Consider the following 22,916-nt stretch of genomic DNA (forward strand, 5'->3'; position numbering starts at 1 on the left):
TCGCGGACTGATCGGTCCGCGCTCACCGCCAATCGGCGAGCGCGGTCTCGAAGTCGCTCGGCGTGCCGAGCGGGCGGCCGTCGATAGACTTGTCGATGCGCTTGACCAGCCCGACCAGGACCTTGCCCGGGCCGCATTCGGCGATGCGGCCGACACCGGCCGCGGCCAGCGCCTGCACGCAACCGGTCCACTGCACCGGCAGGTACAGCTGACGCACCAGCGCGTCGCGGATCGCCTCGACGCTGGCATGCACCTGCGCATCGACGTTCTGCACCACCGGAATGCTCGGCGCCTGCCAGGCCAGACCGTTCATGGCCTCGGCCAGACGGTTGGCCGCTTCGCGCATCAACGGCGTATGCGAGGGCACGCTGACCGACAGTTTCACTGCCTTGCGCACGCCGGCTTCGGCCAGGCGGGTCAACGCCTTGTCGACCGCGCCGGCATGGCCGCCGATCACGATCTGGCCGGGCGAGTTGTAATTCGCCGGCACCACCACTTCACTGCCCGACACGGCCTGGCAGATTTCCTCGACCAGCGCGTCTTCGGCGCCGAGCACCGCGGCCATCGCTCCGGTGCCGGCGGGCGCGGCTTCCTGCATCAACTGACCGCGCAGGCGCACCAGATGCGCCGCGTCGCGCAGCGACAAGGCGCCGGCCGCGACCAGCGCGCTGTATTCGCCGAGGCTGTGACCGGCGAGCAAGGTCGGCTGCGCGCCGCCGCGGGCCTGCCACAAGCGCCACACCGCCACGCCCGCGGCCAACAACGCCGGCTGGGTGTATTCGGTGCGATTGAGCATTTCCTCGGGACCGCCCTGGCTGAGCGCCCACAGATCGACCCCGGCGCCATCGCTGGCCTCGACGAAGGCGTCGCGGATCTGCGGATGCAGTTCCGACAGCTCGGCGAGCATGCCGATGGCTTGCGAGCCCTGGCCCGGGAAGACGAAAGAAAGTCGCTGATCGGTCACGCGTGCTGCCAGATCGGTGAGGATCGCGAATGATACGGGCGAACCGTCGCGATCGTCTGTACCCGACGGTACGGGGTCACATTCGGGCGTGGCGTTGGGTTGCTCGACAGATGGAGCGACGTCGTAAGGAATGAAAGCGCGATGGGCGGCGATGCGCCGAGGAACGTTTGATTGACGCGATGATGCGCCGATGACGATTGCGCGGTGCGCGCACACGCTTGCGCCGCGAACTCATGCCTGCGCGGTCGCGGCTTGCGCCGCTCCTACAGTGCGATACGCGGCTTTCGTACAAGTGTGTGGCGCACGCGGAGCGTTAGTTACGTATCCGACTGTAGGAGCGCCGCAAGTCGCGACCGCGAATCAACAACCGCGTCGAAACCAACGGCCGGCCAACGCGCACCGCATCAACAAGCTGCAACATGCGAGCTGCACTATGCGAGCCGAACCCGACAAGCCCGATCCGCGCAAAAAAACCGGACATCGAACGAGGACGGCCAACGCCGCCCTCGCAACCAGCAAGAAATCAATAACGCAGCAGCGCCGAGCCCCAGGTGAAACCGCCACCGAACGCTTCCAGCAACAGCAACTGCCCGCGCTGCACCTTGCCCGAACGCACCGCTTCGTCCAGCGCCAGCGGTACCGAACCCGACGAGGTGTTGCCGTGACGATCGACGGTCACGATGACGCGATCCATCGGCATGTCCAGGCGCTTGGCCGTGGCTTCGATGATGCGCAGATTGGCCTGATGCGGAATCAGCCAATCGATTTCATGCCGGTCCAGGCCATTGGCTTCCAGGGTCTCCTCGACCACCGAATCCAGCGCCTTGACCGCATGCTTGAACACTTCGTTGCCGGTCATCAAAACCTTGACTCCGGCATTGTGCTCTTCGGGCTTGAAGCCCACCGACACACCGACCGGATTCCACAGCAGCTCCTTCTTGCCACCGTCGGCGTGCAGATGGGTACTGAGGATGCCGGTTTCGCTGTCGGCCTTGAGCACGACCGCGCCGGCGCCGTCGCCGAACAACACGCAGGTGCCGCGATCGCTCCAGTCGAGCATCCGGGTCAGGGTTTCCGAACCGACCACGAGCACGGTCTTGGCCGCGCCGGAACGGATGAACTTGTCGGCGACGGTCAGCGCATAGACGAAGCCCGAACAGGCCGCGTTGACGTCGAACGCCGGACAGCCGTTCGCGCCCAGGCGGTGCTGGAGCAGGCAGGCGGTGGACGGAAAGATCAGGTCCGGCGTGGTGGTGCCGAGCACGATCAGGTCGATCTCGCTGGCGTCCACGCCGGCCGCCTCGAGGGCGCGCACGGAGGCGTGGTAAGCCAGGTCGCAGGTGGTCTCGCCTTCGGCGACGACATGACGCTCGCGGATGCCGGTGCGGCTGACGATCCATTCGTCGCTGGTATCGACGAATTGGGCGAGGTCGGCGTTGGTCAACACCTTTTCCGGCAGATAGCTGCCGGTGCCCGCGATACGGGCGTAAATCCGATCTGTCATCACCACTCCGCGGCGTTGCCGTAAGGCGGTCCGCAGGGTGCTTGCGCCTCAGCGCGAGACAGGCAAACGCGGGCCACCGGAAAACAGGACCGCCAGCATAAGCTGGCGGCAGGTAGAAGTCGCGGCGGCCGCAGGTCTGCTTGCGGTCGGGGCCGTTCTTGGCGAACGGCCCGGATCGGTGCCGGGACGATGCGGATCGCATCGGCGCCGGCCCAGATCAGCGGCAACGCATGCCGTTCACGGCATGCGGCGCGGCTTGCAGACGAAGCTTACTCTTCGTCGGCGACGCGCGAAGTGGTCTCGATGACCTTCTTGCCACGGTAATAGCCGTCGGCGGTCACGTGGTGGCGGATGTGGGTCTCTCCGCTGGTCGGGTCGGTGGCCAGCTGCTTGCTGGTCAGCGCGTCATGGGCGCGGCGCATGCCACGGCGGGACGGGGAAACGCGGGACTTCTGGACAGCCATGGTCTTGCTCCGGAAAAGCGGTCGAAACCTGAGGTGGATAGCGTAGCCCGATTAGCAGGAACGGCTTGCTGATTCGCCTGCAGGTCGGAAGGAAACTTGGGTCGAACGGTTATTGCGGGGTGTTGCGTGTTGCGTCAATTCTTCTTCAGCGAGGACAGCTGCGCGAACGGGTTGGCCGCGTCGCGTTCTTCCTGCGGCGCCGGCCAGTCGCGCTCGATGGCCTCGGTGCCCGGCGCCATCGGCACCACCGGCACGGCGAGGATCAGTTCGTCCTCGACCAGCTCGGAGGCCCGCAGCATGCCGTCTTCGGGCATCAGCAGCGGCTCGTAGCCTTCCGGCAGCGCGGCTTCGTCGGCTTCCTCGCGGATCAGACCAAGACGCTGCACCATCCGCACCGGAAGCAGGAACCGTTCCAGCGTGCGCTGGCACAGCAACGGCAACTCGGTATCGATCTTCAACTCGACGTACGGCACCTTGAGCTCGTCGGTGTCGAAATCCAGCGAGTACTCAACGAAACCTTCGGTATCGAGCAGACTGGCCTGCAACCGGGTCAGCGCCGACAACGGCAGACGCCCTTCCACACCACGCCGGGACGCCACCAGGCGCCAGGCATCGAGAAGATCGGGCACCCGCCCGGATGGCACATCGGCTGACATAAGCCGCGGAATGTTAGAGACCGTGCGGGGCTGTGTCAAACCGTAAGCCCCGGGCCGGACGAGGATTTGCCGCCGGGATTTGCCGCCGCCCCGGCGCTCCGTGCAGACTGCCCGGCCCACCGCAGCCGCGCCGAGCCCGCCCTTGAACGTCGTCCTGCTCCTGACCGTGGCCGTGCTGGCGGCCCTGGCGTCGGCCCTGATCTGGCTGTTCGGCCCGGCCCGGCGCCAGCGCGCGATGCGCGAGGTGCTCGACGCGGCCGATGCGCTGGAAGCCCGGCTGCGCACCGCGCGCGCCGAAATCGAGGCGGTCGCCGGCGACGAGGGCCGCGACCCGGTCGGCGACGCGATGCGCGAAATGCTGCGCCAGCGCCTGTGGCTGCGCGACCACGGCCGCCGCGCCAGCCCGGCCCAGCTGATCGAGGTCCGCGCCTCGATCGACGCGGCCCGGGTCAAGATCGAGCAGTTGCTGAACGAGATCGAGCGGGTCCGGACCGCGCCGCTGGGGTGAAAACGCAAAGTCTCGATACCTAGCGAGACGACTAGCCGCTCCCCCCACTCCTTTTCTCACTCCTCTCAACTCTCTTCTAGCCCGATGCCCCTGCTCCTGGCCTCCACCTCTACCTACCGCCGCGAACTGCTAAGCCGCCTAGGCCTGCCGTTCGACACCGCCCGGCCCGAGACCGACGAAACCCCGCGGCCCGGCGAAGCGCCGGCCGAGCTGGCCGCGCGCCTGGCCGTGGCCAAGGCCGTGGCGGTCGCCGCGCTGCATCCGCAGGCCTGGGTGATCGGTTCGGATCAGGTCGCCGAGTTCGACGGTCGGCCGATCGGAAAACCCGGCGACCGCGCCGGCGCGCTGGCGCAACTGACTGCGATGTCGGGACGCGAGGTGCGCTTCCTGACCGGCCTGTGCGTGCTGCGCCACGACCAGACGCCGCTGACCGCGCTGGACACCACGGTCGTGCGCTTTCGCGAACTCGGCGCCGATGAGATCGCGCGCTATGTCGACGCCGAGCAGCCTTACGACTGCGCCGGCAGTTTCAAGTCCGAAGGCCTGGGGATCAGCTTGTTCGAGGCGATCGAATCGCGCGACCCGACCGCGCTGATCGGCCTGCCGCTGATCGCGACGGCGCGGTTGTTGCGCGAGGCGGGGTATCGGTTGCCGTGATGCGGTACTGACTGATGCTGCATTGATCGAGGTTGCGATCGTTGCGCGCAATGCCCAATCGCGATCAATCTTGCCCAAGCTTTTGTTGGTGCGACTTCAACCCGACGCTTTGCGATCACGGCCCGATACGGCATCGATACGATCGAAACGAAACACATCGAGGCTGAAGCCGCTGCGATAAAAATCCGCGCGGATTCACTCGCGAGCTTTATCGATCCGCCGAACACACCTCACCGCCGCTTGACCTCGATCGGCTGCTCCGCCCAATCCTCGACGCTGCCATCGCGCCCGTGCAGGCGCAGGCCCAGCCAATGCCGGCCCGGCGGTTCAGCATCAAGCGCGATCTTCGCGCTGAAACCGATCCTCGGATGCTGCGGATCGCTGGAATACTTGCCGTCCGGCAAGGCCCAGTACTCGCGCACGCCCGGCCGCTCGCCGCCGTAGTCCGCCTGCGCGACGACGCGTCCGTCGAGCATGATCTCGACCCGCGCCAGACCGACGCCGTCCTTGAACGCCCAGCCGTTGACCTCGAACTCGCGGCCGACCTTCGCGCCGGCGACCGGCGCATCGACCCAGGCCATCGCCGGCGTGGTGCACTCGCCCGCGCGCAGCGTGCCGTCGAAGGCGAACAAGGCGAAACGCTGGCGGCCGTGATCGACATTGAGGATCTGCGGCGGCGGCAACGGCCCGGCCATCGCGCACAAGGCGTGATAGCGCTGCAACAGGTTCTTGTATTCGACTTCGGTCACGCCGACCACCAACAGCACTGGCGTGGCGCCCCAGTCGGCGCGGCCGGCGCTGTGCAGGCCCCACAACTGCAGCTGCGGCGCGCGGCCGTGCTTGTGGTTGATCGGATGATCGAGCACCGCGATGCGCGGATCGTCCAGCGCGAATCCCAACTCGGCGCCGACCTTGAAATTGTCGGCGACGATGCGCGTCCCCGGCGGCATCGCGCCTTGGCGCGCGCGCACCGCGCGCGCCAGTTCGTCCCAGCCGGCGAAATTGGACGGATACCATTTCTCGCCGGCGCTGTGCGCGCGCAGACCCGGGATCGACACGGCGACGTAATAGCCCAGCATCGCCAGCAAGGTCGCACCGGCCCAGGCGACGGTCAGCACCCGCGCCCAGCCCGGCCACGCCGCGAGCACGCCCGGCAGCAGCGGCAACAGAGCCAGGAAGCCCGGCAGCGGCCAGTGAAAACTGACCCGCTCGGTGTCGGCGAAAAACCCCAGCACGAAAAATCCCAACACGACCAGACTGCCGAGCAAGCCGAAGTAACGCGTCACCGGCGACACCGCGCGCGCGCCACGCGCGCCGGCCAGAGCGAGCGCGAGCAACAGCGCCGGGGTCACCAGCAGCGCCTGGATCGCGATGAACCACAGGCCGTCGAGGTGGAACGACCACGGATGCCGGTCGACCAGCTGGAAACGCAGGCCCGCGTCGGCGTTGTCCATGTTCCAGGCCACCAGCGGCGCCCACGCCGAGGCGCCGATCGCGACCGCGATGATCAGGCGCACGTCGCGCAACGCGCGCCGCCCTTCCGGCAACAACAGCAACACCACGAAGCCGACCCCGATCACCGCGATGAAGCGGTAATGGCTCAACGCGCCCAGCGCCAATCCGGCCGCCAGTTCGACCGCGGTGCGCGCATCGACCTCGCGCAACAAGCGCGCGCCTGCATCCAGGCACAACAAAGTCGCCAAGGCCATCATCGCGTCGGGCAAGGCGAGCACACCCAAGGTGCCCGACAACGGCAACAGGATCGCGAAGCAACCGGCGATCCAGCCCTGACGCTCGCCGAATTCGCGCGCGGTGATCCGCGCCAGCAGCCACGGCACCAACGCCGCGATCAACAGGAACGGCGCGCGCAGCGCCAGGGTGTGGTTGCCGCCGAGTTCCACCCCCACCCGCGCCAGCCACGCGGTCAGCCCGGGCAAGTCCGAATACGCCGCGGCCGGATGCCGGCCCTCCTGCCAGTAGAACGCTTCGTCGACGAACAACGGCAGTTTCGCGGCGACGGCGAGCTTGAGCAGCAACACCAGCGACCACAGGCTCCAGAACACACGCTCAATCGGCAGATCGCGCAACGCGCCGGTTTCGTCCTTGTCCCGCATCGATACTCGACCTCGCTACACTTCGGATGGATGTACGTGCCGGCGCGACCGGCACTGCCCACGGTGGATGGGGTGGATGTCGGGCGACACAGCGCCATCCGGGGGGAGCGCCGTGACAGGCGCGTTTGTTGACGCTCATCCCAGAAAACCTGTCGTCCAATGCAGCCGACGGAACCCGCGGGCGATCATGCCGCCCGCCCGCGCCGTCGCACCGACCGCCATGGCACGCGGTACGCTCGACCCTACAGACTCAGGACTTACGCAACGATGACCGCAGCACCGACGAGCGCAACACCGTCCGCAGGTTCCGCGACCGCAGGCGCCACACTCGCAGCGACCCGCGCGGACAACAGCGGCGCGGCGGGCAACGCCAGCATCCTACCCGATGCCCTGCGCACGGCCCTCGAACAGGCCCAGGCCCAGGTCAACGGCCTGGTGCTCGGCAAAGCGCAGGCGGTGCGGCTGGCGTTCGTGGCCTTGCTGTCGGACGGGCATCTACTGATCGAAGACCTGCCCGGCCTGGGCAAGACCACTCTCGCGCATGCGCTGGCCGCGGCGCTGGGCCTGGAATTCCAGCGCGTGCAGTTCACCTCCGACTTGTTGCCGGCCGATGTGGTCGGCGTGTCGGTGTTCGATCCGCAGTCGCGCCAGTTCCAGTTCCATCCCGGCCCGGTGTTCACCCAGGTGCTGCTGGCCGACGAAATCAACCGCGCGCCGCCGCGCACCCAGAGCGCGTTACTCGAAGCGATGGCCGAACACCAGGTCACCGTCGACGGCCGCACCCATCCCCTGCCCGATCCGTTCTTCGTGATCGCCACGCAGAACCCGGTGGACCTGTCGGGTACCTATCCATTGCCCGATTCGCAACTCGACCGCTTCCTGCTGCGGCTGCAACTGGGCTACCCCGACGAAGCCGCCGAACGCAATCTGCTGTCGGGCGCCGATCGCCGCGACCTGATCGCGCAGACCCGACCGGTGCTGAGCAGCGAGGACGTCAACGCGATCCGCCGCGCGGTCGACGCGGTCTACGCCAGCGAACAACTGATCGCCTATGTGCAGGCGTTGCTCGCGCGCAGCCGCAAGCACCCGGGCGTGCGCGTAGGCCTGTCGCCGCGCGCGGGCCTGGCGCTGCTGCGCGCCTCGCGTGCGTATGCGCTGCTGCTCGGCCGCGCGCATGTGGTGCCCGAGGACGTGCAGGCGCTGTTCGCCGCGGTCGCCTCGCATCGACTGGTCGCCGAAGCCGACGCCGGCCCGGACATCGCCAAGTCCATCCTGTACGCGGTGACGGTGGATTGAACCCGGCCATGGCCGCCACTTCGCCGCAGCCTGCACCATCGATCCGAGCGCGCTACGTCCAGGCACTGCGTGCCCGGATGATGACGCTGACCCGGCCGCGCCGGCCCGAAGCGCTGCCGGTGCGTTTCGACCGCCGCCGCATCTACGTGCTGCCGACCGGGTTCGGCGCGTTCTACGCCGCGCTGCTCGCGGCGATGCTGCTGGGCGCGCTCAACTACAACAACAACCCGGCGTTCCTGCTGGCGCTGCTGCTGGCCGGCGCCGGCCTGGCCAGCCTGATCGCGGCGCAGTTGCAACTGGCCGGTCTGAGCATCGTCGCGATCGACGCCGAACCGGTCCCGGCCGGCACCGCGCTGCTGGTGCGCGTGCATGCGCGCGCCGCGCCCGACCGGGTGCGGCGCGGCCTGCATGTGGACGCGCCCGGCGCGGCCGAACTGAGCGGCGCGCGCCTGGATCTCGATCAGGGCGCGGGCGAAGCCGAACTGCGGGTGCTCACCGAACATCGCGGCTGGCTCGATCTGCCGAAACTGCGCGTGTCCACCACCCGCCCGCTCGGCCTGGCGCGCGCCTGGTCGCATGTGTGGCCGCAAGCGCCGCTGTTGGTCTACCCGACACCCGAAGCGCACGGCCCTCCGCTGCCGGTCGGCGGTGGCGATCAGGCGGTGAGCCGACTGCATCCGGCCGGCGACGACGTCCACCATCTGCGCGCCTACCGCCCCGGCGACGCACGCCGCGCGATCGCCTGGAAGCATTCGGCACGGCGCGACATGCTGCTGGTGCGCGAATACGAGCAACCCGTCGGCGCCGACGTCGAACTGGAGTGGCACCGACTGGCCGGCCTGACTCAGGAAGCGCGGATCTCGCGGCTGGCGCGCTGGGTCGACGAAGCCGAACGCGACGGCTGCCGCTATCGATTGAACCTGCCCAACCAGCCCGCGCTCGGGCCCGGGGCCGGCGCGGCGCATCGGCATGCCTGCCTCAAGGCGCTGGCGTTGATGCCGCGCGCTTAGCCGCGCGACACCGATCCACTCAGGACTCGAACTTTCCGGTGGCGACGTCGTACCACGGCGTGCATAGCATCCGCTGGTGATCCACCGCCGTGAACGACGCGGTCCACAACTGGCCTTGCGCGCTGTCGCGCGGCTCGCGCAGGTAATCGGTATCGAACGCCGCGACCCCCACGCACCAGCGCAAGCGTTTCGGTGCGACCGAGCCCTTGAGTGCGACGTCGAACCGGCCGGCCACGCCCTTGCCCGGTTCGACCCGAATCGCGATCGGCGATGGCGGCACGGTCGGCGTTGGCTTGCGCAGCGCAAACACCGCGTGGGTCAGCTCGACGTCCTCGCCCTGCGCTTGTTCGAACGGCGCGCCGACCGCACCGAAGGTCTGCCGGCCGGCAGCGACCGCGCTCGCGTTGCCGCGATCGAACACCACCAGGGCGGCGCTGGTGCTGGCGTTGCGCACGCTATAGCTCACGCTCAGGATGCGCGAGGCGGTGTCGTAATCGAACTGAGCCTGCAGGTCGGCATCCGGCGATCGGATCGCGGCGCTCGCCGAATTGGCGCTCGCCGTGTGAGTAGCGCTGGAACTCATGGTGTTCTCCGGATTGTCGATTGGCTTGACTTGCGCGCATCCCGTCGCCACGCCCGCGATCAGCAGCCCGCCGATCAACAGGGTGCGCGCGCGCAGCTTGGTGTTCGATCGACTCATCGTCTGGGGCCCATCGCGATCGCGCCAGCCTGCTCGAATTGCACCTCGGGCACCGGCGCGGACACCCGCGCAGCCTGTTCCTGCGCCGTGGCGGCCTGCGCGGCTTCTTCGCGAAACGACTGCCCGAGCGGGCTGGCCGCCACGCTTTGCGTCGCCGCGCGCAGCGCGGCCGGATCGCCGGAACCGGCGGCCGCGAGCAAGGCGTCGATGCGCGCCTGATGGCTCGCCAGCGCGGTGGTGCCGCCGCCCGGCATGGACGCGCTGTTCGCCGCCATGTCGCCGGACCAGGTGCCGACGTCGTAGCTCGGCCGCAACGGCAGGCCCATTTCCTCGCGCAACCCGTTTTCGGTCAGCGGCTTTGGATTGGCGGTGGTGTTGGGAGTGCTGGGGTCACGGTCGAAATCGAAGGGGACACCGTCGTTTTCCAGTCCGACGGCCTGACGCTCGTCGTTGTTCTGGCCGCTGTCGACGCCACCGGGACCACCGACGCCGCTGAAAGGATCGCGCTGGGCGGTGCCGTTGATGCCGTTGTAGGCATGCGACAGCTCGTGATACAGCGTGACCGCCGGCACCGGGAAGCGTTCGTCGTGATCGGAAGGGTTGTATTGGATGCGGGTGTGCTCGCCGGTGCCGGGCGTGGTCACGCCGGCGGCATCGGTCTGCAGATAGGTCGGATTGGTCACCGGACCGGTGAATCCGTTGTATTCGCTCTGCAGTTCGTCGATGGTCAGCCGCTTGCCGTTGCCGAGCGTCGGATCGGCGCCGCGATCGAGTTCCGACAGCATCTGCCGGCCGTTCGGCGACGCGCGCAGCATCTCCAGATCGGCCTGCGTGCGCTGTTCGAACGCGTTCGACGGGGTCGATCCGCTGACGGTGATGGTCGAACCGACCGCGGCGGTCATGTCGACTTCGGTGAACTTGTTCCTGGCGCCCTTCGCGTGGCTGATGTTGTCGGCGCCGGCCTGAGCGTAAACGGTGTCGATACCGGAACGGTTGTCGATCCGGTCGGCGCCCGCGCCGGCGTACACCACGTCGTTGCCGCGGTCGCCGCGCAAGTTGTCGTCGCCCAGGCCGCCGGACAGGATGTCGTTGCCCTTGCCGCCCTCGAGCGCATCGTGGCCCTTGCCGCCTTCGAGATAGTCGCGACCGTCGCCGCCGAGCAGGCGATCATCGCCGTCGCCGCCGTAGATCACGTCGTTGCCGCGGCCGCCGTCGATGCGATCGTTGCCGATGTCGCCGAACAAATCGTCGCGACCGTCGCCACCTTGGATGCGATCGTTGCCGGCGCCGCCGTCGACGCGGTCGCGGCCCTTGCCGGTGGTGATGGTGTCGTTGCCGGCGCCGCCGTCGACGTCCATGTCCACGCGCACGCTGGCCGCGGCCTGGATCACGTCGTTGCCGTCGCCGCTGCGCACACCCAGTTGCTGATCCGGGCCGAGGGTGATCTGATATTTCTGCCCGTTGATGCTGACATCGAGCAAGCCGTTGTTGCGCTGGCCGATCTCGACCTTGTCGTCGCCCGAGCCGGTGTTGATGACGAGCTTGTCGGCGAACTGCAATCGCGAGTTCGGGTCGGTCGCGGTGACGGTTTCGCGGGTGATGAATACATCGCCCTGGCGGAACAGCTCCTGGCTGCTGGTCGGCTTGCCGTCGGTGGTGGAACCGGCCACGGGCGGCGGACTGCCGGGCGGAACGGTGGTGCCGTGGACGAGGATCGGCGCGGGACCGGTGGCCATAACGATTCCTTGTAGTTGGCGCGATGCAGTGGAATGTACCGGCCCGTTCGATCGGGCTCGATGGAGACCCGGGCCTCCGACCCGGATCGCCCCGCTCGCCGCGGGCATCGTCTGCGACGCGCGGCGACAGGAGCGCACGGTCCAGATAGCCCGCGCCGTCGGGGCTTGTCAAGCCGGCTTGGTCCGCGTGCAGACCGTGCGGCGACCGCGACGCCATGTCTGTCGCCAACGTCTGCGAAGCTGTCGGCATCGCACGCCGCGCGACCGCCGTTCGACCGCGACCGGCGTCCTTGTCCTGAATGCGTCCATGCGGTCTACTACTGGGCGCCGAGACGCGCTGCGCCACAACGCAAAACGTAATCGGCAATAGCGCCTGCCAAGCAGTCCGCAATCGACAACTGTGCGAGTCGCGGTCGCGTCGAATTGGCATACGCACCGTCGCCATTGACCGGCACGACGGCGTCGCGTTCGCATCATCACCTGGGATGCGACCGAGCGCGCCTGTTTCGCATGCTCCTTCGCCTGTGTCGTTTCGCCTGTCAGGAATTCTTTCGGTTGGCCCGATCCAACGCACCGCCACTGGAACCGACCTCGCGCCGCTGGGCGTTGCTGGCCGGCGCGAGCTGCCTGTTGCCGCTGCTGCTGCAATTGCCGCTGCAGATCGCCCTGACCATCGCCGGTGCCGGCATCGGCGTGGGCGTGCTGTCGTGGCGCCGGCCGTTGCCGGCGCTGTTGCGTCTGGTCATGGTGATGGCGCTGGTTGGCACCGTGCTGGTGCTGACCCGCTTCGCCATCGGCCGCGACACCGGCTGCGCGCTGCTCGCGGCGATGTTCGCGCTCAAGCCGTCGGAGACCTACACCCTGCGCGATGCGCGCAGCCTGATCGGCTTCGCCCTGTTCGGCCCGTTCGCGACCTTCCTGCTCGACCAAGGGCCGTTGTCGCTGATCCTGGGTCTGGCCGCGGCCTTGTTCGCGCTGGCGACATTGCAACGTCTGGCCGAAGTCGAAGCGCGCCCGGAGCCGGGCCGCGCGGTCGAACCGGCGTTGTCGCCGTGGCAACGCCTGAGCGCGATCGGCCGCCTGGTCGGGATCGGCCTGCCGCTGGCGCTGGCGGTGTTCTGGCTGTTCCCGCGCCTGGGGTCGCCGCTGTGGGGCGTGCCCGAACGCGCGCTCGCGCGCCCGGGCCTGTCGGACAAGATGACGCCGGGCGAGATGGTCGATCTGATGAACGACGAGACCGTCACCCTGCGCGCGCGTTTCCGCGGCGCCGCGCCGCCGACGTCGCAGATGTACTGGCGCGGTCCGGTGCTGTGGAATTTCGACGGCCGCCAATGGACCCAGCCGCGCTGGTTCCGCGGTCTGCCGCCGGCGCCGGTGCGCTCGAGCCGGGTGCTGTGGGATTACGACTTGGAAGTCGAGGCCACCGACGACCGTCAATTCGTCGCCCTCGATCTGCCGCTGGCCGCGCCGCCGAATTCGCGACTGTCGCTCGATCACGGCATCTACGCCGAGCAGACCTTGAGCTCGCTCAGCCGCTGGCATCTGCAGTCCTCGCCGCCGGCCAACTACGAACCCGAACTGCGCGAAACCATGCGCCGCGCCGCGCTCGCCCTGCCCGAGGGCTACAACCCGCGCACCCTGGCGTTGGCGCAGCGTTGGCGCCGCGAACTCGGCGGCAACGACGCGGCCATCGTCGAACGCGCGATGAGCATGATCCACCGCGAGTTCGCCTACACCCTGACCACGCCGCTGCTCGGCCGGCATTCGGTCGACGAGTTTCTGTTCGACCAGAAGGCCGGGTTCTGTGAACACTTCAGCTCCTCGTTCGTGGTGCTGATGCGTTCGGCCGGCATCCCCGCGCGCGTGGTCACCGGTTATGCCGGCGGCTACTACAACCGCATCGGCGACTATTGGCTGGTGCGCCGCTCCGACGCACACGCCTGGGCCGAGGTCTGGTTGCCTGGCCGCGGCTGGGTGCGGGTCGATCCGACCGCGGCGGTCGCGCCCGAACGCATCTACGACACCCTGGCCGATCGCGCGCCCGGCGCCAGCGGCCTGTTCGGTTCGATCGGCGCGGTCACGCCGCTGTTCAATCTCAGCGACTGGATGCGCCGCGGCTGGAACGATTTCGTGCTCGGCTTCGACGCCAACCGCCAGCAACGGCTGTTGCAGCCGTTCGGCGTGGATCGCCTCGACAGCAGCAAGCTGATTGTGCTGTTCGTGTTGTTCGCGAGCGTCGCCGGGCTGTGGATGATCTGGCTCAGCAGCCGCGGCGAGCGCGAACGCGACCCGGTGCTGCGCGCCTGGCACGCCCTGGGCCGGCGCTACCGCCGGCTGGGCCTGGCGCGCGAACCGCACGAGCCGGCCCTGGCCTGGGCTGAACGTGTCGGAAAGGCGCGTCCCGATTTGACGATCGGACTGCTCCAACTTAGCCAACGCTTCAGCGATTGGCGGTACGCTGGTGCCCAAGCCGGGCGGCGCGAGGCCCGAGAACTGCGCAACGAACTGGTCCGGGCGCTACGCGTACACCGTCCGGGCCGCACTGGAGAACCTCGATGAAGCTCCGTCTTGCCTTATTAGCCGCCAGCGTCGCGCTGCTCAGCGCCTGCGTGAGCGCGCCCAAACCGCTGCAGGGGGCGTTCACCGCCCTGACCCCGGCCGACGCCGCCGCCAACGACAGCACCGGCGCGGTGGTGCGCTGGGGCGGCCGCATCGTCTCGGTCGAACCGCAGGCCAACCGCACCTGCTTCGAAATGATCTCGACCCGCCTGACCGACACCGGCCGTCCGTACTGGGCGACCGACGACACCGGCGGCCGCTTCCTCGCCTGCCGCACCGGGTTCTACGATCCGGCGCTGTTCGAGACCAACCGCGAAGTGACCTTCACCGGCCGCGTCTCGGGTTACGAAACGCGGCGCATCGGTCAGTACGACTACCGCTTCCCGCAGCTCGACGCCGACGTGGTCTATCTGTGGCCGGTGCGGCAACAGGTCGACGTGATCGAACGCCCGGCGCCGTGGCCGTGGTGGGGCTGGTGGTGAACCCGTCGCGATGATCAATCGCGAATGGTGATGCGGACCGAAGGTGCGAAAGCGCCTTCGGTCGTTTTGGGGCTGTGGTTTATGGCGAGGGTCGCGGTGGACTCACGTTTTGAGCGTGGCGTTGTGTCGACGGATCGCCGCGCAGAATGCCTTCGCTGTATGCGGATCGCCAACGCAATGCAAACCGGCGAGCGCTGAACATCGCGTCCCGGGGGAAACGCTAAACATTGCCCACTTTGAAAAAGGGGGCTGGCGCCTGAGATGCATGAGGTCTCTGCGATGACTCAATGCGCCGGGGGATTTGCTTCTTGCTGCGGGCTATTGGGGCTAAAAGCGAATCCCCCCTGCCCCCCTTTTGCAAAGGGGGGAATAGCAAAGGCAAAGGAGGCGGATCGCCCAACCCGCAAACCGATCAATGCGGCGTACCGAACCGCCCCAGGTGCGCGCCCGCCAGCAGATGCAGATGCAGTTGGAACACGGTCTGCCCACCATGCTCGTTGCAATTCATCACCAGCCGATAGCCGTCCTGCGCGAAGCCTTCGCGCTGCGCATACGCCGCGGCCGCGTGCGCCAACTTGCCGACGATGACCGCCTGCTCTGCCTGCAGATCGTTGAGCGTCGCGATCGGCGTCTTGGGCACGAACAGCACGTGCACCGGCGCCTGCGGCGCGATGTCACGAAACGCGATCAGATCGTCGTCCTCGTACACGATGTCGGCGGGCAGTTCGCGACGGATGATCTTGCCGAAGATGGTGGAGTCGGTCATGAGGGCCGGGATTCGGGATTGGAGATTAGGGATTACGTTACACCGGATAAGCGACGATTTCGCCGACGCCGGTCCGCGTGCCGAGCCTGCACCGACCTCGCCGATCCACCCGCTCTTGCCAATCCCGAATCCCCAATCCCAAATCCCCGCTCTCAACCCATCTCACTACGACTGCCGAACGCATGCGACAACGTGCCGCGGTCGACATATTCGAGTTCGCCGCCCAGCGGCACGCCGTGCGCGAGCCGGCTCGGACGCACCTGGTGCTGGCGCGCGAGCTGGGCCAGGTAATGCGCGGTGGCCTCGCCTTCGACGGTGGGATTGGTCGCGACGATCAGTTCCTGCACCTCGCCCTCGGCCAGACGCGCGGCCAAACGGTCCAGGCCCAGTTCGCGCGGGCCGATGCCGTCGAGCGGGCTCAAGCGGCCTTGCAGAATGAAATACAGCCCGCGGTAACCGGTGGCCTGCTCGATCGCCAGACGGTCGGCCGGCGATTCCACCGCGCACAGCAGATGCGCGTCGCGCGAGCCGCTGGCGCAGGTCGCGCAGACCTCGGTTTCGCTGAAGTCGCGGCAGCGCACGCAATGGCCGATCTTCTCGATCGCCTCGGCCAGGGCGTTGGACAGGCGCTGGCCGCCCGCGCGCTCGCGTTCGAGCACGTGGTAGGCCATGCGCTGGGCCGACTTCTGGCCGACACCGGGCAACACCCGGAACGCGTCGATCAGCTGTTCGAGCAACGCGCTGCTCATGCGCCGGTCCGGCTCACGAGCAGGCGCATGAGCGAGCAAGAACGCGCGACGGTCGGCACGACGACGTTCACTCGGATGGAGTGAAGTTGCTGCGCGCGACCGGTTCGCGATTCATCGCGCGCACCACGTTGAGGCAGACGATCGCGCCGAGCAGCGGCAGCAGCCAGACGAAGGCCGATTGCACCGCTTTCTGCGCGCCGGTCAGGTCCGGCTCGCGCCAGATCGCCCAGGTCGTGTAGACGTCCAGGCCCAGCAGGATCGCCGCGATCAGCGCGGCGGTGAGGCCGATATGAAAACCCATGTGCGTGCGTTCCGTGGTTTCGTTATCAGAACGGCAGCTTCATGCCCGGCGGCATCGGCATGCCGGCGGTGGCGGCCGACATGCGGGTCTGCGACTCGGCGTTGATCTTGTTGACCGCGTCGTTGAACGCCGCGGCGACCAGGTCCTCGGCCATTTCCGCGTCGCTGATGACCGACGGATCGATCCGCACCTTGCGGCATTCCATGCGCCCGGTCAGGGTCACGGTGACCATGCCGGCGCCGGCGCTGCCGGTGACTTCGATCTTGGCCAATTCTTCCTGGGCGCGCTGCACGTTTTCCTGCATCTTCTGCGCTTGTTGCATGAGTTGGGCGATGTTGCCGCGCATGGTGTCCTGCCTGTCGTGAGTTGTCTGGTCGGGTGGTGCAGTGATCTGTGCGAGCGCCGCGAGGATGGCGCGGCCACACGTCATCGGTATGAATACCGATCCTGTTTTTGGGCCGCAAGCGGCCCGACGCAAGGGCCGCCGCGGTCGCGCGGCCTCAGGCGTCGTCGAACGGCCGGATCGAGTCGGCCACGACCTTGGCGCCGTGATCCTCGATCAGCCGGCGCACGTCGGGATCGTTCATGAACATGTCCTCGGCCGCCGCCTGGCGCTGATCGCGCGCGCGCTGGTTGCGCGCATGCAGCGACTCGCCGGACTTGACGGTTTCGAAGCGGATCTGCGGCGCCACGCCCAGGCGTGTTGCCAACGCATCGGCGACCCGCTGGATCAGGGCCGGCGCGCGCAGGTGGTCGTCGTCGGGGCTCAGCGACAGGTTCAGCACGCCGTCGGCGTAACCGATGAAACCGGCGTGCTCGGCCAGGATCCGGGCCGGGCCGCGCAGGCCGCTGGCGTCGACGATGGCATGCCACGCATCGTCGTCGGCGATACCCGCAGACGACGAACCCGTCGCGGCGGCGCGCGCGGGCATGGTGATCGGCTCGGAGACGGGTGCCGCCGCGACGGGAGGCGCGGACGGCGCGGCGAACATATCGTCGCGCGGCGGTTCGCAGTGGATGGCTTCCGGCGCCGCGGTGCTGCGCTGCGGTTCACCGTGCATCGCCGGTGATGCCGTTTGCGCAGCCGCCGTGTCATGCGCGGGCTCACGCGTCGGCTCGGCCCAGGTTTCGATCGGGGCCGGCGCGACGTTCTTTTCGACCGTGGGCTCGGGCCTGGCGTCGACCGCTGCCGCGGCGACCCGCGCCGGCGGCTTGTCGTGCAGGGGTTCGTCTTCCGGCCACAGCGGTTCGTCGCGGACGGCGACGAATGCGTCGGCCGGCCTGGACTCACTCACCCGCATCGACGGCGCCGGCTCGCTGGCCGCAGACACCGGCGCAGTGCGCGGCGCGGCAGGCTCGCTGCGCGGCGGCGTCGGCATCGCTGGTTCGACCGACACCGGCGGCGCGGCGCGCACAGGCGCCGGCTCGGGCAGCGCCCACGGCGGCCGATCGTCGGTCTGTTCCTGCGCGGCGGCGCGTGGCGCCGGCTCGCGCGACGGCATTGCCTCGCGCGACGGCGGCGCGGCCTCGCGCAGCGGATTCTGCGGCGGCGCGGCCGATTTCGGCGCGCTGTCGAGCGGCGCACTCTGAGTCGGCGCGGCACTGCGGCCAGGCGTCCCCATCTCGCGAATAGCGGCTGCGGCCTGCGCGGCGGCGTTGGCCGAACGCACCGGTTCGCTGCGACCGCCCGAGGACGGGCCGGGACCGGCCGAGGCCGGTTCGCCCGCCGCGCTCGGCCGGAACGCGAGCATGCGCAACACACTCATTTCGAAACCCGCGCGCGGGCTCGGCGCCAGCGGCAGATCGCGGCGGCCGTTGACGCTCATCTGGTACCACAGCTGCACCAGCTCCGGCCGCAACTGCGCGGCCAGATGATCGACATCGACCCCATCGGCCTCGACCAAGGCCTCGGGCACCAACTGCCGCACCTGGATCCGGTGCAAGGCGTCGCCGAGCGCTTCAAGCACGCTGCCCCAGTCCGGCGAGAATTCGGCCAGGGTCGCGACCTCATCGAGCAGGCGCTGACCCTCGCCATCGGCCAGCGCCGACAACACCGCGCCGACCCGGGTGCGGTCGACCGAACCCAGCATCGCCGCGACCGCGGCGCCCTCGAGCGGCGCATCGCCGCCCGCGCCGGCGTACGCGATCGCCTGATCGAGCAACGACAGACCGTCGCGCAGACTGCCGTCGGCGGCCTTGGCCAACTGACGGATCGCCGATTCGTCCACGCCGATGCCCTCGGCGGCGAGGATGCGGGTCATCTGCCCGCTGATCTGCTGCTCGTCCAGGCGCTTGAGGTTGAACTGCAGGCAGCGCGACAGCACCGTCACCGGCAGTTTCTGCGGGTCGGTGGTGGCGAGCAGGAATTTGACGTGCCCCGGCGGCTCCTCCAGCGTCTTGAGCAGCGCGTTGAACGCCGACTTCGACAGCATGTGGACTTCGTCGATCAGATAGACCTTGACCCGTCCGCGGCTGGGCATGTACTGGGCGTTGTCGATCACCTCGCGCACGTCGTCCACGCCGGTGTTGCTGGCGGCGTCGATCTCGAGCAGGTCGATGTAGCGGCCGGCGTCGATGTCCAGACAGGCGCTGCACTGCCCGCACGGATCGGCCGAGGTGCCGTGCTCGCAGTTCAGCGACTTGGCGAAGATGCGCGCGATCGTGGTCTTGCCGACGCCGCGGGTACCGGTGAACAGGAAGGCGTGGTGCACGCGGCCGGTGCCGAGCGCATTGGTCAGCGCGCGTACCACGTGCTCCTGCCCGACCAGTTCGGCGAAACGCTTGGGGCGCCATTTGCGGGCGAGGACGAGATAGGACATCGGATCCTTGAAAACGTTGAGCAGGCGGGGCGGAAGAGCGACGGCTGGGGCGTGCGACGGACCGGCGGCGGGCGTCCGGACCGGCCGGATGCCCGCGCCGGCGACCGTCGCGGCCGCCGCGACACGGGTCCCCGGGCGGACACCGCCGGCGGACCCAAACGCACCCCGGCATTGTGCCACGCCCCACCCTCGCGCCCGAGCGCCGCCCCGCTCCCGGCGCCCGACCCACGGCGTGGCTTGTTACCGCGACCCGTCGCCGCTAGAATCCCCGGCTCTGCACGGCCCGCGCATGCGGCCGGACAGGTCCGGAGAGGTGTCCGAGTGGTTGAAGGAGCACGCCTGGAAAGTGTGTAAGCGTCTAAACCGCGCTTCGGGGGTTCGAATCCCCCTCTCTCCGCCAAATAGAATAAGCCGTTGATTTTCAACGGCTTTTTTCTTGGATTCAGAATCGCTTGTGAGACACCGATCGGGACACTCCCGATGCGACTTCCCCACTACCTGGTTCGCAATCCCTCAGGCCGTTTCGTTTTCCGCCTGCGTGTGCCGCGTGCACTTCAAGCACTGATGAAGCGCTCGGTCATCAAGCATGCCTTGTGCACGACCGACGCACGTCTCGCACAACAGCAAGCACTTAGCTTGGCCGCCCGCTATGCTCAGATTTTCGAGCAGCTGGGTTGGCAAGGAATGCCTAAACCTCCGAAGCCTGAGGACATCCTCGCCAGCGTGCAGGCCAATGGCCTGAGCCGCTACGAACTCGACTTGCAATCGGGTCGGCTGAAAGTCGACGGGCCTGAGGATCATGCCTTGGCGATGGATGCGCTGGCGCGCATCGGATCGGTCGGCTTCTTGGCCCGCTCGCCCGAGCCGACGGCTCCACCCGTCCCCAAGGTCGCCGAAGTCATTTCAATGAAGCAGGCCAAAGAGGCCTGGATCAAGTCGATCGCCCCCAGCACGACCAAGAAGACCCTGAGCATCAAATCAGCCGAGATCGAAGGGCTAGTCCGCTTCGTGGGAGAGACACGCCAGGTCCACTCTCTCACCCGACCCGATCTGGCCCGCTGGTATCAGCACCTGCGCGACGAGAAGATCTCAACGCCCACTCTGACCAACAAGCAGTCGTATATCGGTGGCAAGCACGGTTTTTTCGCCTGGGCGATGGCGTCTGGCCACTACCCGCAGGCGACAACCCCGCCGCCGGGCACGTGTCCTATACCGCCAACGAGAAGCGCAAGCGCAGGAAGTTCGGCTTCAAGGCGTTCACCGCGGAAGAGATCCAGATCCTTTTCGCCCCGGAGAACTTCGCCAAGCTTTCGTTCCACGCGCGGTGGGCATGCCTGATTGGGCTGTATACCGGCGCGCGCGTTGCGGAAGTGGGCCAGCTCCGGATCTTGGACATCATCGAGCTAGACAGCATTCTCTGCTTCAGCTTCACAGATGAAGGCGAAGGTCAGAGTCTGAAAAGCGAGCCTAGCAAGCGCGTGGTGCCTATCCACCCCGAGCTCATTCGGTTGGGCTTCCTCGATCACGTGCAGACCCTGGTCAAGGCCAATGAGTCGCAGTTCTTCCCGAAGGGCAAGATCGATGCGATCAATGGCCGAGGCAACTGGATCACCAAGGCCGTCGGCAACTACTTGAAGAAGGTGGGCAGCCAATGCCGCCGGCCAAGCGAGGCTTTCACTCTCTTCGTAAATCGGTCATCCAGGAGCTGCAAGGCAAGGGCGTCGCATCCGAAATGCGAGCTCAGATCGTCGGGCACGAGCTCGATGACGAACACCACGCCGTGTATAGCCGTGAGTTCACGCCGTTAGAGAAGTTGCACGGTGTGAAGTCCGGTCAGTTCTCGACGCCCGGACTTGGGGCTCTCTATTTCGCCGCCGCCCTCACGTCACTAAGCTAGCTACTCACCCATGGCAAACGGAATTTGCAATGACCACTTTGACTCCCGATGAAAAGTCAGTAGTAAAGGCAATCATCGATTGGCAATATCGGAAAGGCATATCTGCAAATAAGCCAGTCGAACTCAATCTGCAGCTCAGCAACAAATCTGAGCGTCGGCTCGGCGACAATATAATTAAGATGGGAGAGCGCCTTTTTCTGTTTGAAATTAAAGCAAACAAGGATAAGTTCAAGTATGAAAGGGAGTCGGTCACAGGTGCCGAACGGGAAAAGTCCGCCTACAGAAAGCTTGTTTCCGAAATTATCGCCATACAAAACCAGAGCAACGAAGACCCATTTCTATCTCCAAAAAATCGCATCGTCGCGCAGTCTCTCGCTGCGCACCACTTTGCATACTGGCGGCCTGGCGACCGTGGGCCACAGGCACAGCCGGTAGTCGCCCCCTATTTATTGGGTCTGCATGCGCAGAGCCTCTTAGATCGACACTGCGGCGGGGCTTCCGCCTTCCTGGACAGATACACACTTTCTGCATCTGAATCGGACTTAGATCAGGAAGATCACGAGGATATTGATTGCGTAGACGTCAACGAGGCCACGCTGGATATGGTGCACACTCGCATAGCTAGGATCGCGGCCGAAACCAATCTCGCAGCGAACGGCGTGGCTTGGCGCCACTTGGGCTTAGAACTCGAGGAATTTCAGGAATACGTGAACTTTCTATGCAGTGATGAAGACATTCCCTTCTGCGCCATCATCACATCTTCTAAGGGATCCGTATTTGATATCGTGGGAAGGACCGGCGCCTTACATCGGATCGTAAAGGCCTACGAACTCGACTCTCCTGACGACACAAGCACGATCAGAAGTGGTGCGCATCGCCGTCGAGCTTCATCGAGCTATCCTGCTCCCCTCGAACATGATCGACACCCGGAAGTGAAATCGCGGACACCCCGACGCTAGCGGTGTTGACGATCGAGAATTTCTGAGGCGCGGCGGGCCGCAGCCTGAAATGCCGCCTCTCGCTCAGTCTCAGCCGGAGTCATAGGCGATTTGTCCGTCCAGCGCTGCGCATAAAGGCGGATTGCATACTCTGCAGCCTCTGCTGCGTCATCGGGCGCACCCGCAGCCAGTCCGCGGAGATATGCGGTCAGCCAGATCCGCTTCTCCGCATCATTTATCGAGCACCCCTCATATTCGTTCCTCATCTACCCCAGCCCTCGCTTCTAAAGGCATGAAGCTAGGGCAAGATCGGCTGTTGTCAACCGCAACCTACCTCACGCATATACTAGCCAAGGCTCGGCTGACGATCATCGATGATTGCCCATCGGACGAGCCCCGCTGACCCAAATGAGTAGAGCGCTAAGCCACCAACTCCATCCGAGCAGCCTTGGATCACCATGAGTAAGTTGTTCAAACGAGTCTGCGACGCACGACGTAAGCTTGCCATCGCGTCCTGATCAGCCGTGGACGCCTTTGGATGCTCTTCCGGGTGCGTGTGCCACTCCCCTAGGTAGAGAAGCCCATTCTTGGCATGCCAGTCGATCGCCCGTTGAGCAGCCTTAGCGTTGGATCGATAGCTAGACCGCCAACGTTGATCTCCGCGGTAGGGCCCCGTTGCGACCGAGACCACCACTTCACCCTCATTGATTGATCCGAAAAGTTGGCCCCCCGCCTCTCTGGAATACCAGGATAGTTGCCGATGCCGCGCCATATGGCCAAACACCCCTTCCTCAAT

General features: G+C 66.9%; 22 protein-coding genes, 1 tRNA gene and 1 pseudogene. 10 read left to right on the forward strand and 14 right to left on the reverse strand.

Going from position 1 to position 22,916, the window contains the following annotated elements:
* Positions 1-22: 22 nt before the first annotated feature.
* From fabD to AC3A4T_RS01300, 4 genes are all read right to left on the reverse strand, one after another.
* Positions 23-964, reverse strand: coding sequence for an ACP S-malonyltransferase (gene fabD / locus AC3A4T_RS01285; protein WP_487673734.1), 942 nt, complete (start codon positions 962-964; stop codon positions 23-25).
* Positions 965-1,487: 523 nt separating this feature from the next.
* A complete protein-coding gene (locus AC3A4T_RS01290; protein ID WP_215495003.1) occupies positions 1,488-2,468 on the reverse strand; it encodes a beta-ketoacyl-ACP synthase III in 981 nt (326 codons plus the stop codon).
* A gap of 269 nt (positions 2,469-2,737) precedes the next feature.
* Positions 2,738-2,932: a 50S ribosomal protein L32 gene (gene rpmF / locus AC3A4T_RS01295; protein WP_036111991.1), complete on the reverse strand. Its 195-nt coding sequence runs from the start codon at positions 2,930-2,932 to the stop codon at positions 2,738-2,740.
* Positions 2,933-3,066: 134 nt separating this feature from the next.
* The gene (locus AC3A4T_RS01300) at positions 3,067-3,588 is read right to left on the reverse strand and encodes a YceD family protein (RefSeq protein ID WP_036111995.1); all 522 of its coding nucleotides are present in this window, start codon (positions 3,586-3,588) and stop codon (positions 3,067-3,069) included.
* 142 nt (positions 3,589-3,730) lie between these two features.
* Here AC3A4T_RS01300 and AC3A4T_RS01305 point away from each other — a divergent pair, with 142 nt between their 5' ends.
* Both AC3A4T_RS01305 and AC3A4T_RS01310 read left to right on the forward strand, forming a co-directional pair.
* Entirely contained in the window at positions 3,731-4,096 is a 366-nt protein-coding gene (locus AC3A4T_RS01305) for a hypothetical protein (protein ID WP_487673735.1), read from the forward strand.
* Between the two features lie 84 nt (positions 4,097-4,180).
* Positions 4,181-4,753: a Maf family protein gene (locus AC3A4T_RS01310; protein ID WP_487673736.1), complete on the forward strand. Its 573-nt coding sequence runs from the start codon at positions 4,181-4,183 to the stop codon at positions 4,751-4,753.
* A gap of 230 nt (positions 4,754-4,983) precedes the next feature.
* Here the strand turns inward: AC3A4T_RS01310 and AC3A4T_RS01315 are convergent, their stop codons facing one another.
* The gene (locus AC3A4T_RS01315; RefSeq protein WP_487673737.1) at positions 4,984-6,867 is read right to left on the reverse strand and encodes an ArnT family glycosyltransferase; all 1,884 of its coding nucleotides are present in this window, start codon (positions 6,865-6,867) and stop codon (positions 4,984-4,986) included.
* A 267-nt stretch (positions 6,868-7,134) separates the two neighbouring features.
* Here AC3A4T_RS01315 and AC3A4T_RS01320 point away from each other — a divergent pair, with 267 nt between their 5' ends.
* The gene (locus AC3A4T_RS01320) at positions 7,135-8,163 is read left to right on the forward strand and encodes an AAA family ATPase (RefSeq protein ID WP_487673738.1); all 1,029 of its coding nucleotides are present in this window, start codon (positions 7,135-7,137) and stop codon (positions 8,161-8,163) included.
* 77 nt (positions 8,164-8,240) lie between these two features.
* On the forward strand, positions 8,241-9,173 hold the full coding sequence (locus AC3A4T_RS01325) for a DUF58 domain-containing protein (RefSeq protein ID WP_487674028.1): 933 nt from the start codon (positions 8,241-8,243) through the stop codon (positions 9,171-9,173).
* A 19-nt stretch (positions 9,174-9,192) separates the two neighbouring features.
* On the opposite strand, the gene AC3A4T_RS01330 is transcribed toward AC3A4T_RS01325, so the two are convergent.
* Complete coding sequence (locus tag AC3A4T_RS01330; RefSeq protein ID WP_487673739.1) at positions 9,193-9,873, reverse strand: hypothetical protein; 681 nt, start codon at positions 9,871-9,873, stop codon at positions 9,193-9,195.
* Positions 9,870-11,609 carry a M91 family zinc metallopeptidase gene (locus AC3A4T_RS01335; RefSeq protein ID WP_487673740.1) on the reverse strand — a complete coding sequence of 580 codons (1,740 nt, stop codon included), beginning with the start codon at positions 11,607-11,609 and terminating at the stop codon, positions 9,870-9,872. Before AC3A4T_RS01335 ends, AC3A4T_RS01330 begins: the two co-directional genes overlap by 4 nt.
* A 555-nt stretch (positions 11,610-12,164) precedes the next feature.
* Here AC3A4T_RS01335 and AC3A4T_RS01340 point away from each other — a divergent pair.
* Positions 12,165-14,168 (forward strand): transglutaminase TgpA family protein, encoded by a 2,004-nt coding sequence (locus AC3A4T_RS01340; RefSeq protein ID WP_487673741.1) that lies wholly within the window; start codon positions 12,165-12,167, stop codon positions 14,166-14,168.
* The gene (locus AC3A4T_RS01345; RefSeq protein WP_056111507.1) at positions 14,165-14,650 is read left to right on the forward strand and encodes a Slp family lipoprotein; all 486 of its coding nucleotides are present in this window, start codon (positions 14,165-14,167) and stop codon (positions 14,648-14,650) included. The genes AC3A4T_RS01340 and AC3A4T_RS01345 overlap by 4 nt, the downstream gene beginning before the upstream one ends.
* A 412-nt stretch (positions 14,651-15,062) precedes the next feature.
* On the opposite strand, the gene AC3A4T_RS01350 is transcribed toward AC3A4T_RS01345, so the two are convergent.
* From AC3A4T_RS01350 to dnaX, 5 genes are all read right to left on the reverse strand, one after another.
* Positions 15,063-15,416: a histidine triad nucleotide-binding protein gene (locus tag AC3A4T_RS01350; RefSeq protein WP_487673742.1), complete on the reverse strand. Its 354-nt coding sequence runs from the start codon at positions 15,414-15,416 to the stop codon at positions 15,063-15,065.
* Between the two features lie 152 nt (positions 15,417-15,568).
* Positions 15,569-16,165, reverse strand: a complete 597-nt coding sequence (gene recR / locus AC3A4T_RS01355) for a recombination mediator RecR (protein WP_046657220.1) — start codon at positions 16,163-16,165, stop codon at positions 15,569-15,571.
* A gap of 67 nt (positions 16,166-16,232) precedes the next feature.
* Complete coding sequence (locus AC3A4T_RS01360; protein WP_036112016.1) at positions 16,233-16,466, reverse strand: hypothetical protein; 234 nt, start codon at positions 16,464-16,466, stop codon at positions 16,233-16,235.
* Between the two features lie 25 nt (positions 16,467-16,491).
* A complete protein-coding gene (locus AC3A4T_RS01365) occupies positions 16,492-16,812 on the reverse strand; it encodes a YbaB/EbfC family nucleoid-associated protein (protein ID WP_036112019.1) in 321 nt (106 codons plus the stop codon).
* A 154-nt stretch (positions 16,813-16,966) separates the two neighbouring features.
* A complete protein-coding gene (gene dnaX / locus AC3A4T_RS01370) occupies positions 16,967-19,285 on the reverse strand; it encodes a DNA polymerase III subunit gamma/tau (protein WP_487673743.1) in 2,319 nt (772 codons plus the stop codon).
* Between the two features lie 307 nt (positions 19,286-19,592).
* On the opposite strand from dnaX, the gene AC3A4T_RS01375 reads away from it, so the two are divergent.
* A tRNA-Ser gene (locus AC3A4T_RS01375) sits at positions 19,593-19,685 on the forward strand.
* Positions 19,686-19,765: 80 nt separating this feature from the next.
* Positions 19,766-19,897: pseudogene (locus tag AC3A4T_RS01380) on the forward strand (DUF6538 domain-containing protein); the annotation flags it as partial.
* Positions 19,898-20,082: 185 nt separating this feature from the next.
* Here the strand turns inward: AC3A4T_RS01380 and AC3A4T_RS01385 are convergent.
* Positions 20,083-20,259 (reverse strand): hypothetical protein, encoded by a 177-nt coding sequence (locus AC3A4T_RS01385; protein WP_487674041.1) that lies wholly within the window; start codon positions 20,257-20,259, stop codon positions 20,083-20,085.
* Between the two features lie 228 nt (positions 20,260-20,487).
* Here AC3A4T_RS01385 and AC3A4T_RS01390 point away from each other — a divergent pair, with 228 nt between their 5' ends.
* Positions 20,488-21,093, forward strand: coding sequence for a site-specific integrase (locus tag AC3A4T_RS01390; RefSeq protein WP_487674042.1), 606 nt, complete (start codon positions 20,488-20,490; stop codon positions 21,091-21,093).
* A 118-nt stretch (positions 21,094-21,211) separates the two neighbouring features.
* Positions 21,212-22,141, forward strand: coding sequence for a hypothetical protein (locus AC3A4T_RS01395; protein ID WP_487673744.1), 930 nt, complete (start codon positions 21,212-21,214; stop codon positions 22,139-22,141).
* Positions 22,142-22,466: 325 nt separating this feature from the next.
* Here AC3A4T_RS01395 and AC3A4T_RS01400 read toward each other — a convergent pair whose 3' ends face one another.
* The gene (locus AC3A4T_RS01400) at positions 22,467-22,892 is read right to left on the reverse strand and encodes a Mov34/MPN/PAD-1 family protein (protein ID WP_487674029.1); all 426 of its coding nucleotides are present in this window, start codon (positions 22,890-22,892) and stop codon (positions 22,467-22,469) included.
* Positions 22,893-22,916 lie beyond the last annotated feature (24 nt).

This window comes from Lysobacter sp. Soil_N_51, assembly GCF_057655755.1.

Bases quoted from the DNA above. Each gene is read 5' to 3' on its own strand.
- AC3A4T_RS01290 (WP_215495003.1), bottom strand. From the start codon at position 2,468: ATGACAGATCGGATTTACGCCCGTATCGCGGGCACCGGCAGCTATCTG.
- rpmF (WP_036111991.1), bottom strand. From the start codon at position 2,932: ATGGCTGTCCAGAAGTCCCGCGTTTCCCCGTCCCGCCGTGGCATGCGC.
- AC3A4T_RS01300 (WP_036111995.1), bottom strand. From the start codon at position 3,588: ATGTCAGCCGATGTGCCATCCGGGCGGGTGCCCGATCTTCTCGATGCC.
- AC3A4T_RS01310 (WP_487673736.1), top strand. From the start codon at position 4,181: ATGCCCCTGCTCCTGGCCTCCACCTCTACCTACCGCCGCGAACTGCTA.
- AC3A4T_RS01315 (WP_487673737.1), bottom strand. From the start codon at position 6,867: ATGCGGGACAAGGACGAAACCGGCGCGTTGCGCGATCTGCCGATTGAG.
- AC3A4T_RS01320 (WP_487673738.1), top strand. From the start codon at position 7,135: ATGACCGCAGCACCGACGAGCGCAACACCGTCCGCAGGTTCCGCGACC.
- AC3A4T_RS01325 (WP_487674028.1), top strand. From the start codon at position 8,241: ATGATGACGCTGACCCGGCCGCGCCGGCCCGAAGCGCTGCCGGTGCGT.
- AC3A4T_RS01330 (WP_487673739.1), bottom strand. From the start codon at position 9,873: ATGAGTCGATCGAACACCAAGCTGCGCGCGCGCACCCTGTTGATCGGC.
- AC3A4T_RS01335 (WP_487673740.1), bottom strand. From the start codon at position 11,609: ATGGCCACCGGTCCCGCGCCGATCCTCGTCCACGGCACCACCGTTCCG.
- AC3A4T_RS01345 (WP_056111507.1), top strand. From the start codon at position 14,165: ATGAAGCTCCGTCTTGCCTTATTAGCCGCCAGCGTCGCGCTGCTCAGC.
- AC3A4T_RS01350 (WP_487673742.1), bottom strand. From the start codon at position 15,416: ATGACCGACTCCACCATCTTCGGCAAGATCATCCGTCGCGAACTGCCC.
- recR (WP_046657220.1), bottom strand. From the start codon at position 16,165: ATGAGCAGCGCGTTGCTCGAACAGCTGATCGACGCGTTCCGGGTGTTG.
- AC3A4T_RS01360 (WP_036112016.1), bottom strand. From the start codon at position 16,466: ATGGGTTTTCATATCGGCCTCACCGCCGCGCTGATCGCGGCGATCCTG.
- AC3A4T_RS01365 (WP_036112019.1), bottom strand. From the start codon at position 16,812: ATGCGCGGCAACATCGCCCAACTCATGCAACAAGCGCAGAAGATGCAG.
- dnaX (WP_487673743.1), bottom strand. From the start codon at position 19,285: ATGTCCTATCTCGTCCTCGCCCGCAAATGGCGCCCCAAGCGTTTCGCC.
- AC3A4T_RS01385 (WP_487674041.1), bottom strand. From the start codon at position 20,259: ATGCTCAGGGTCTTCTTGGTCGTGCTGGGGGCGATCGACTTGATCCAG.
- AC3A4T_RS01395 (WP_487673744.1), top strand. From the start codon at position 21,212: ATGACCACTTTGACTCCCGATGAAAAGTCAGTAGTAAAGGCAATCATC.
- AC3A4T_RS01400 (WP_487674029.1), bottom strand. From the start codon at position 22,892: ATGGCGCGGCATCGGCAACTATCCTGGTATTCCAGAGAGGCGGGGGGC.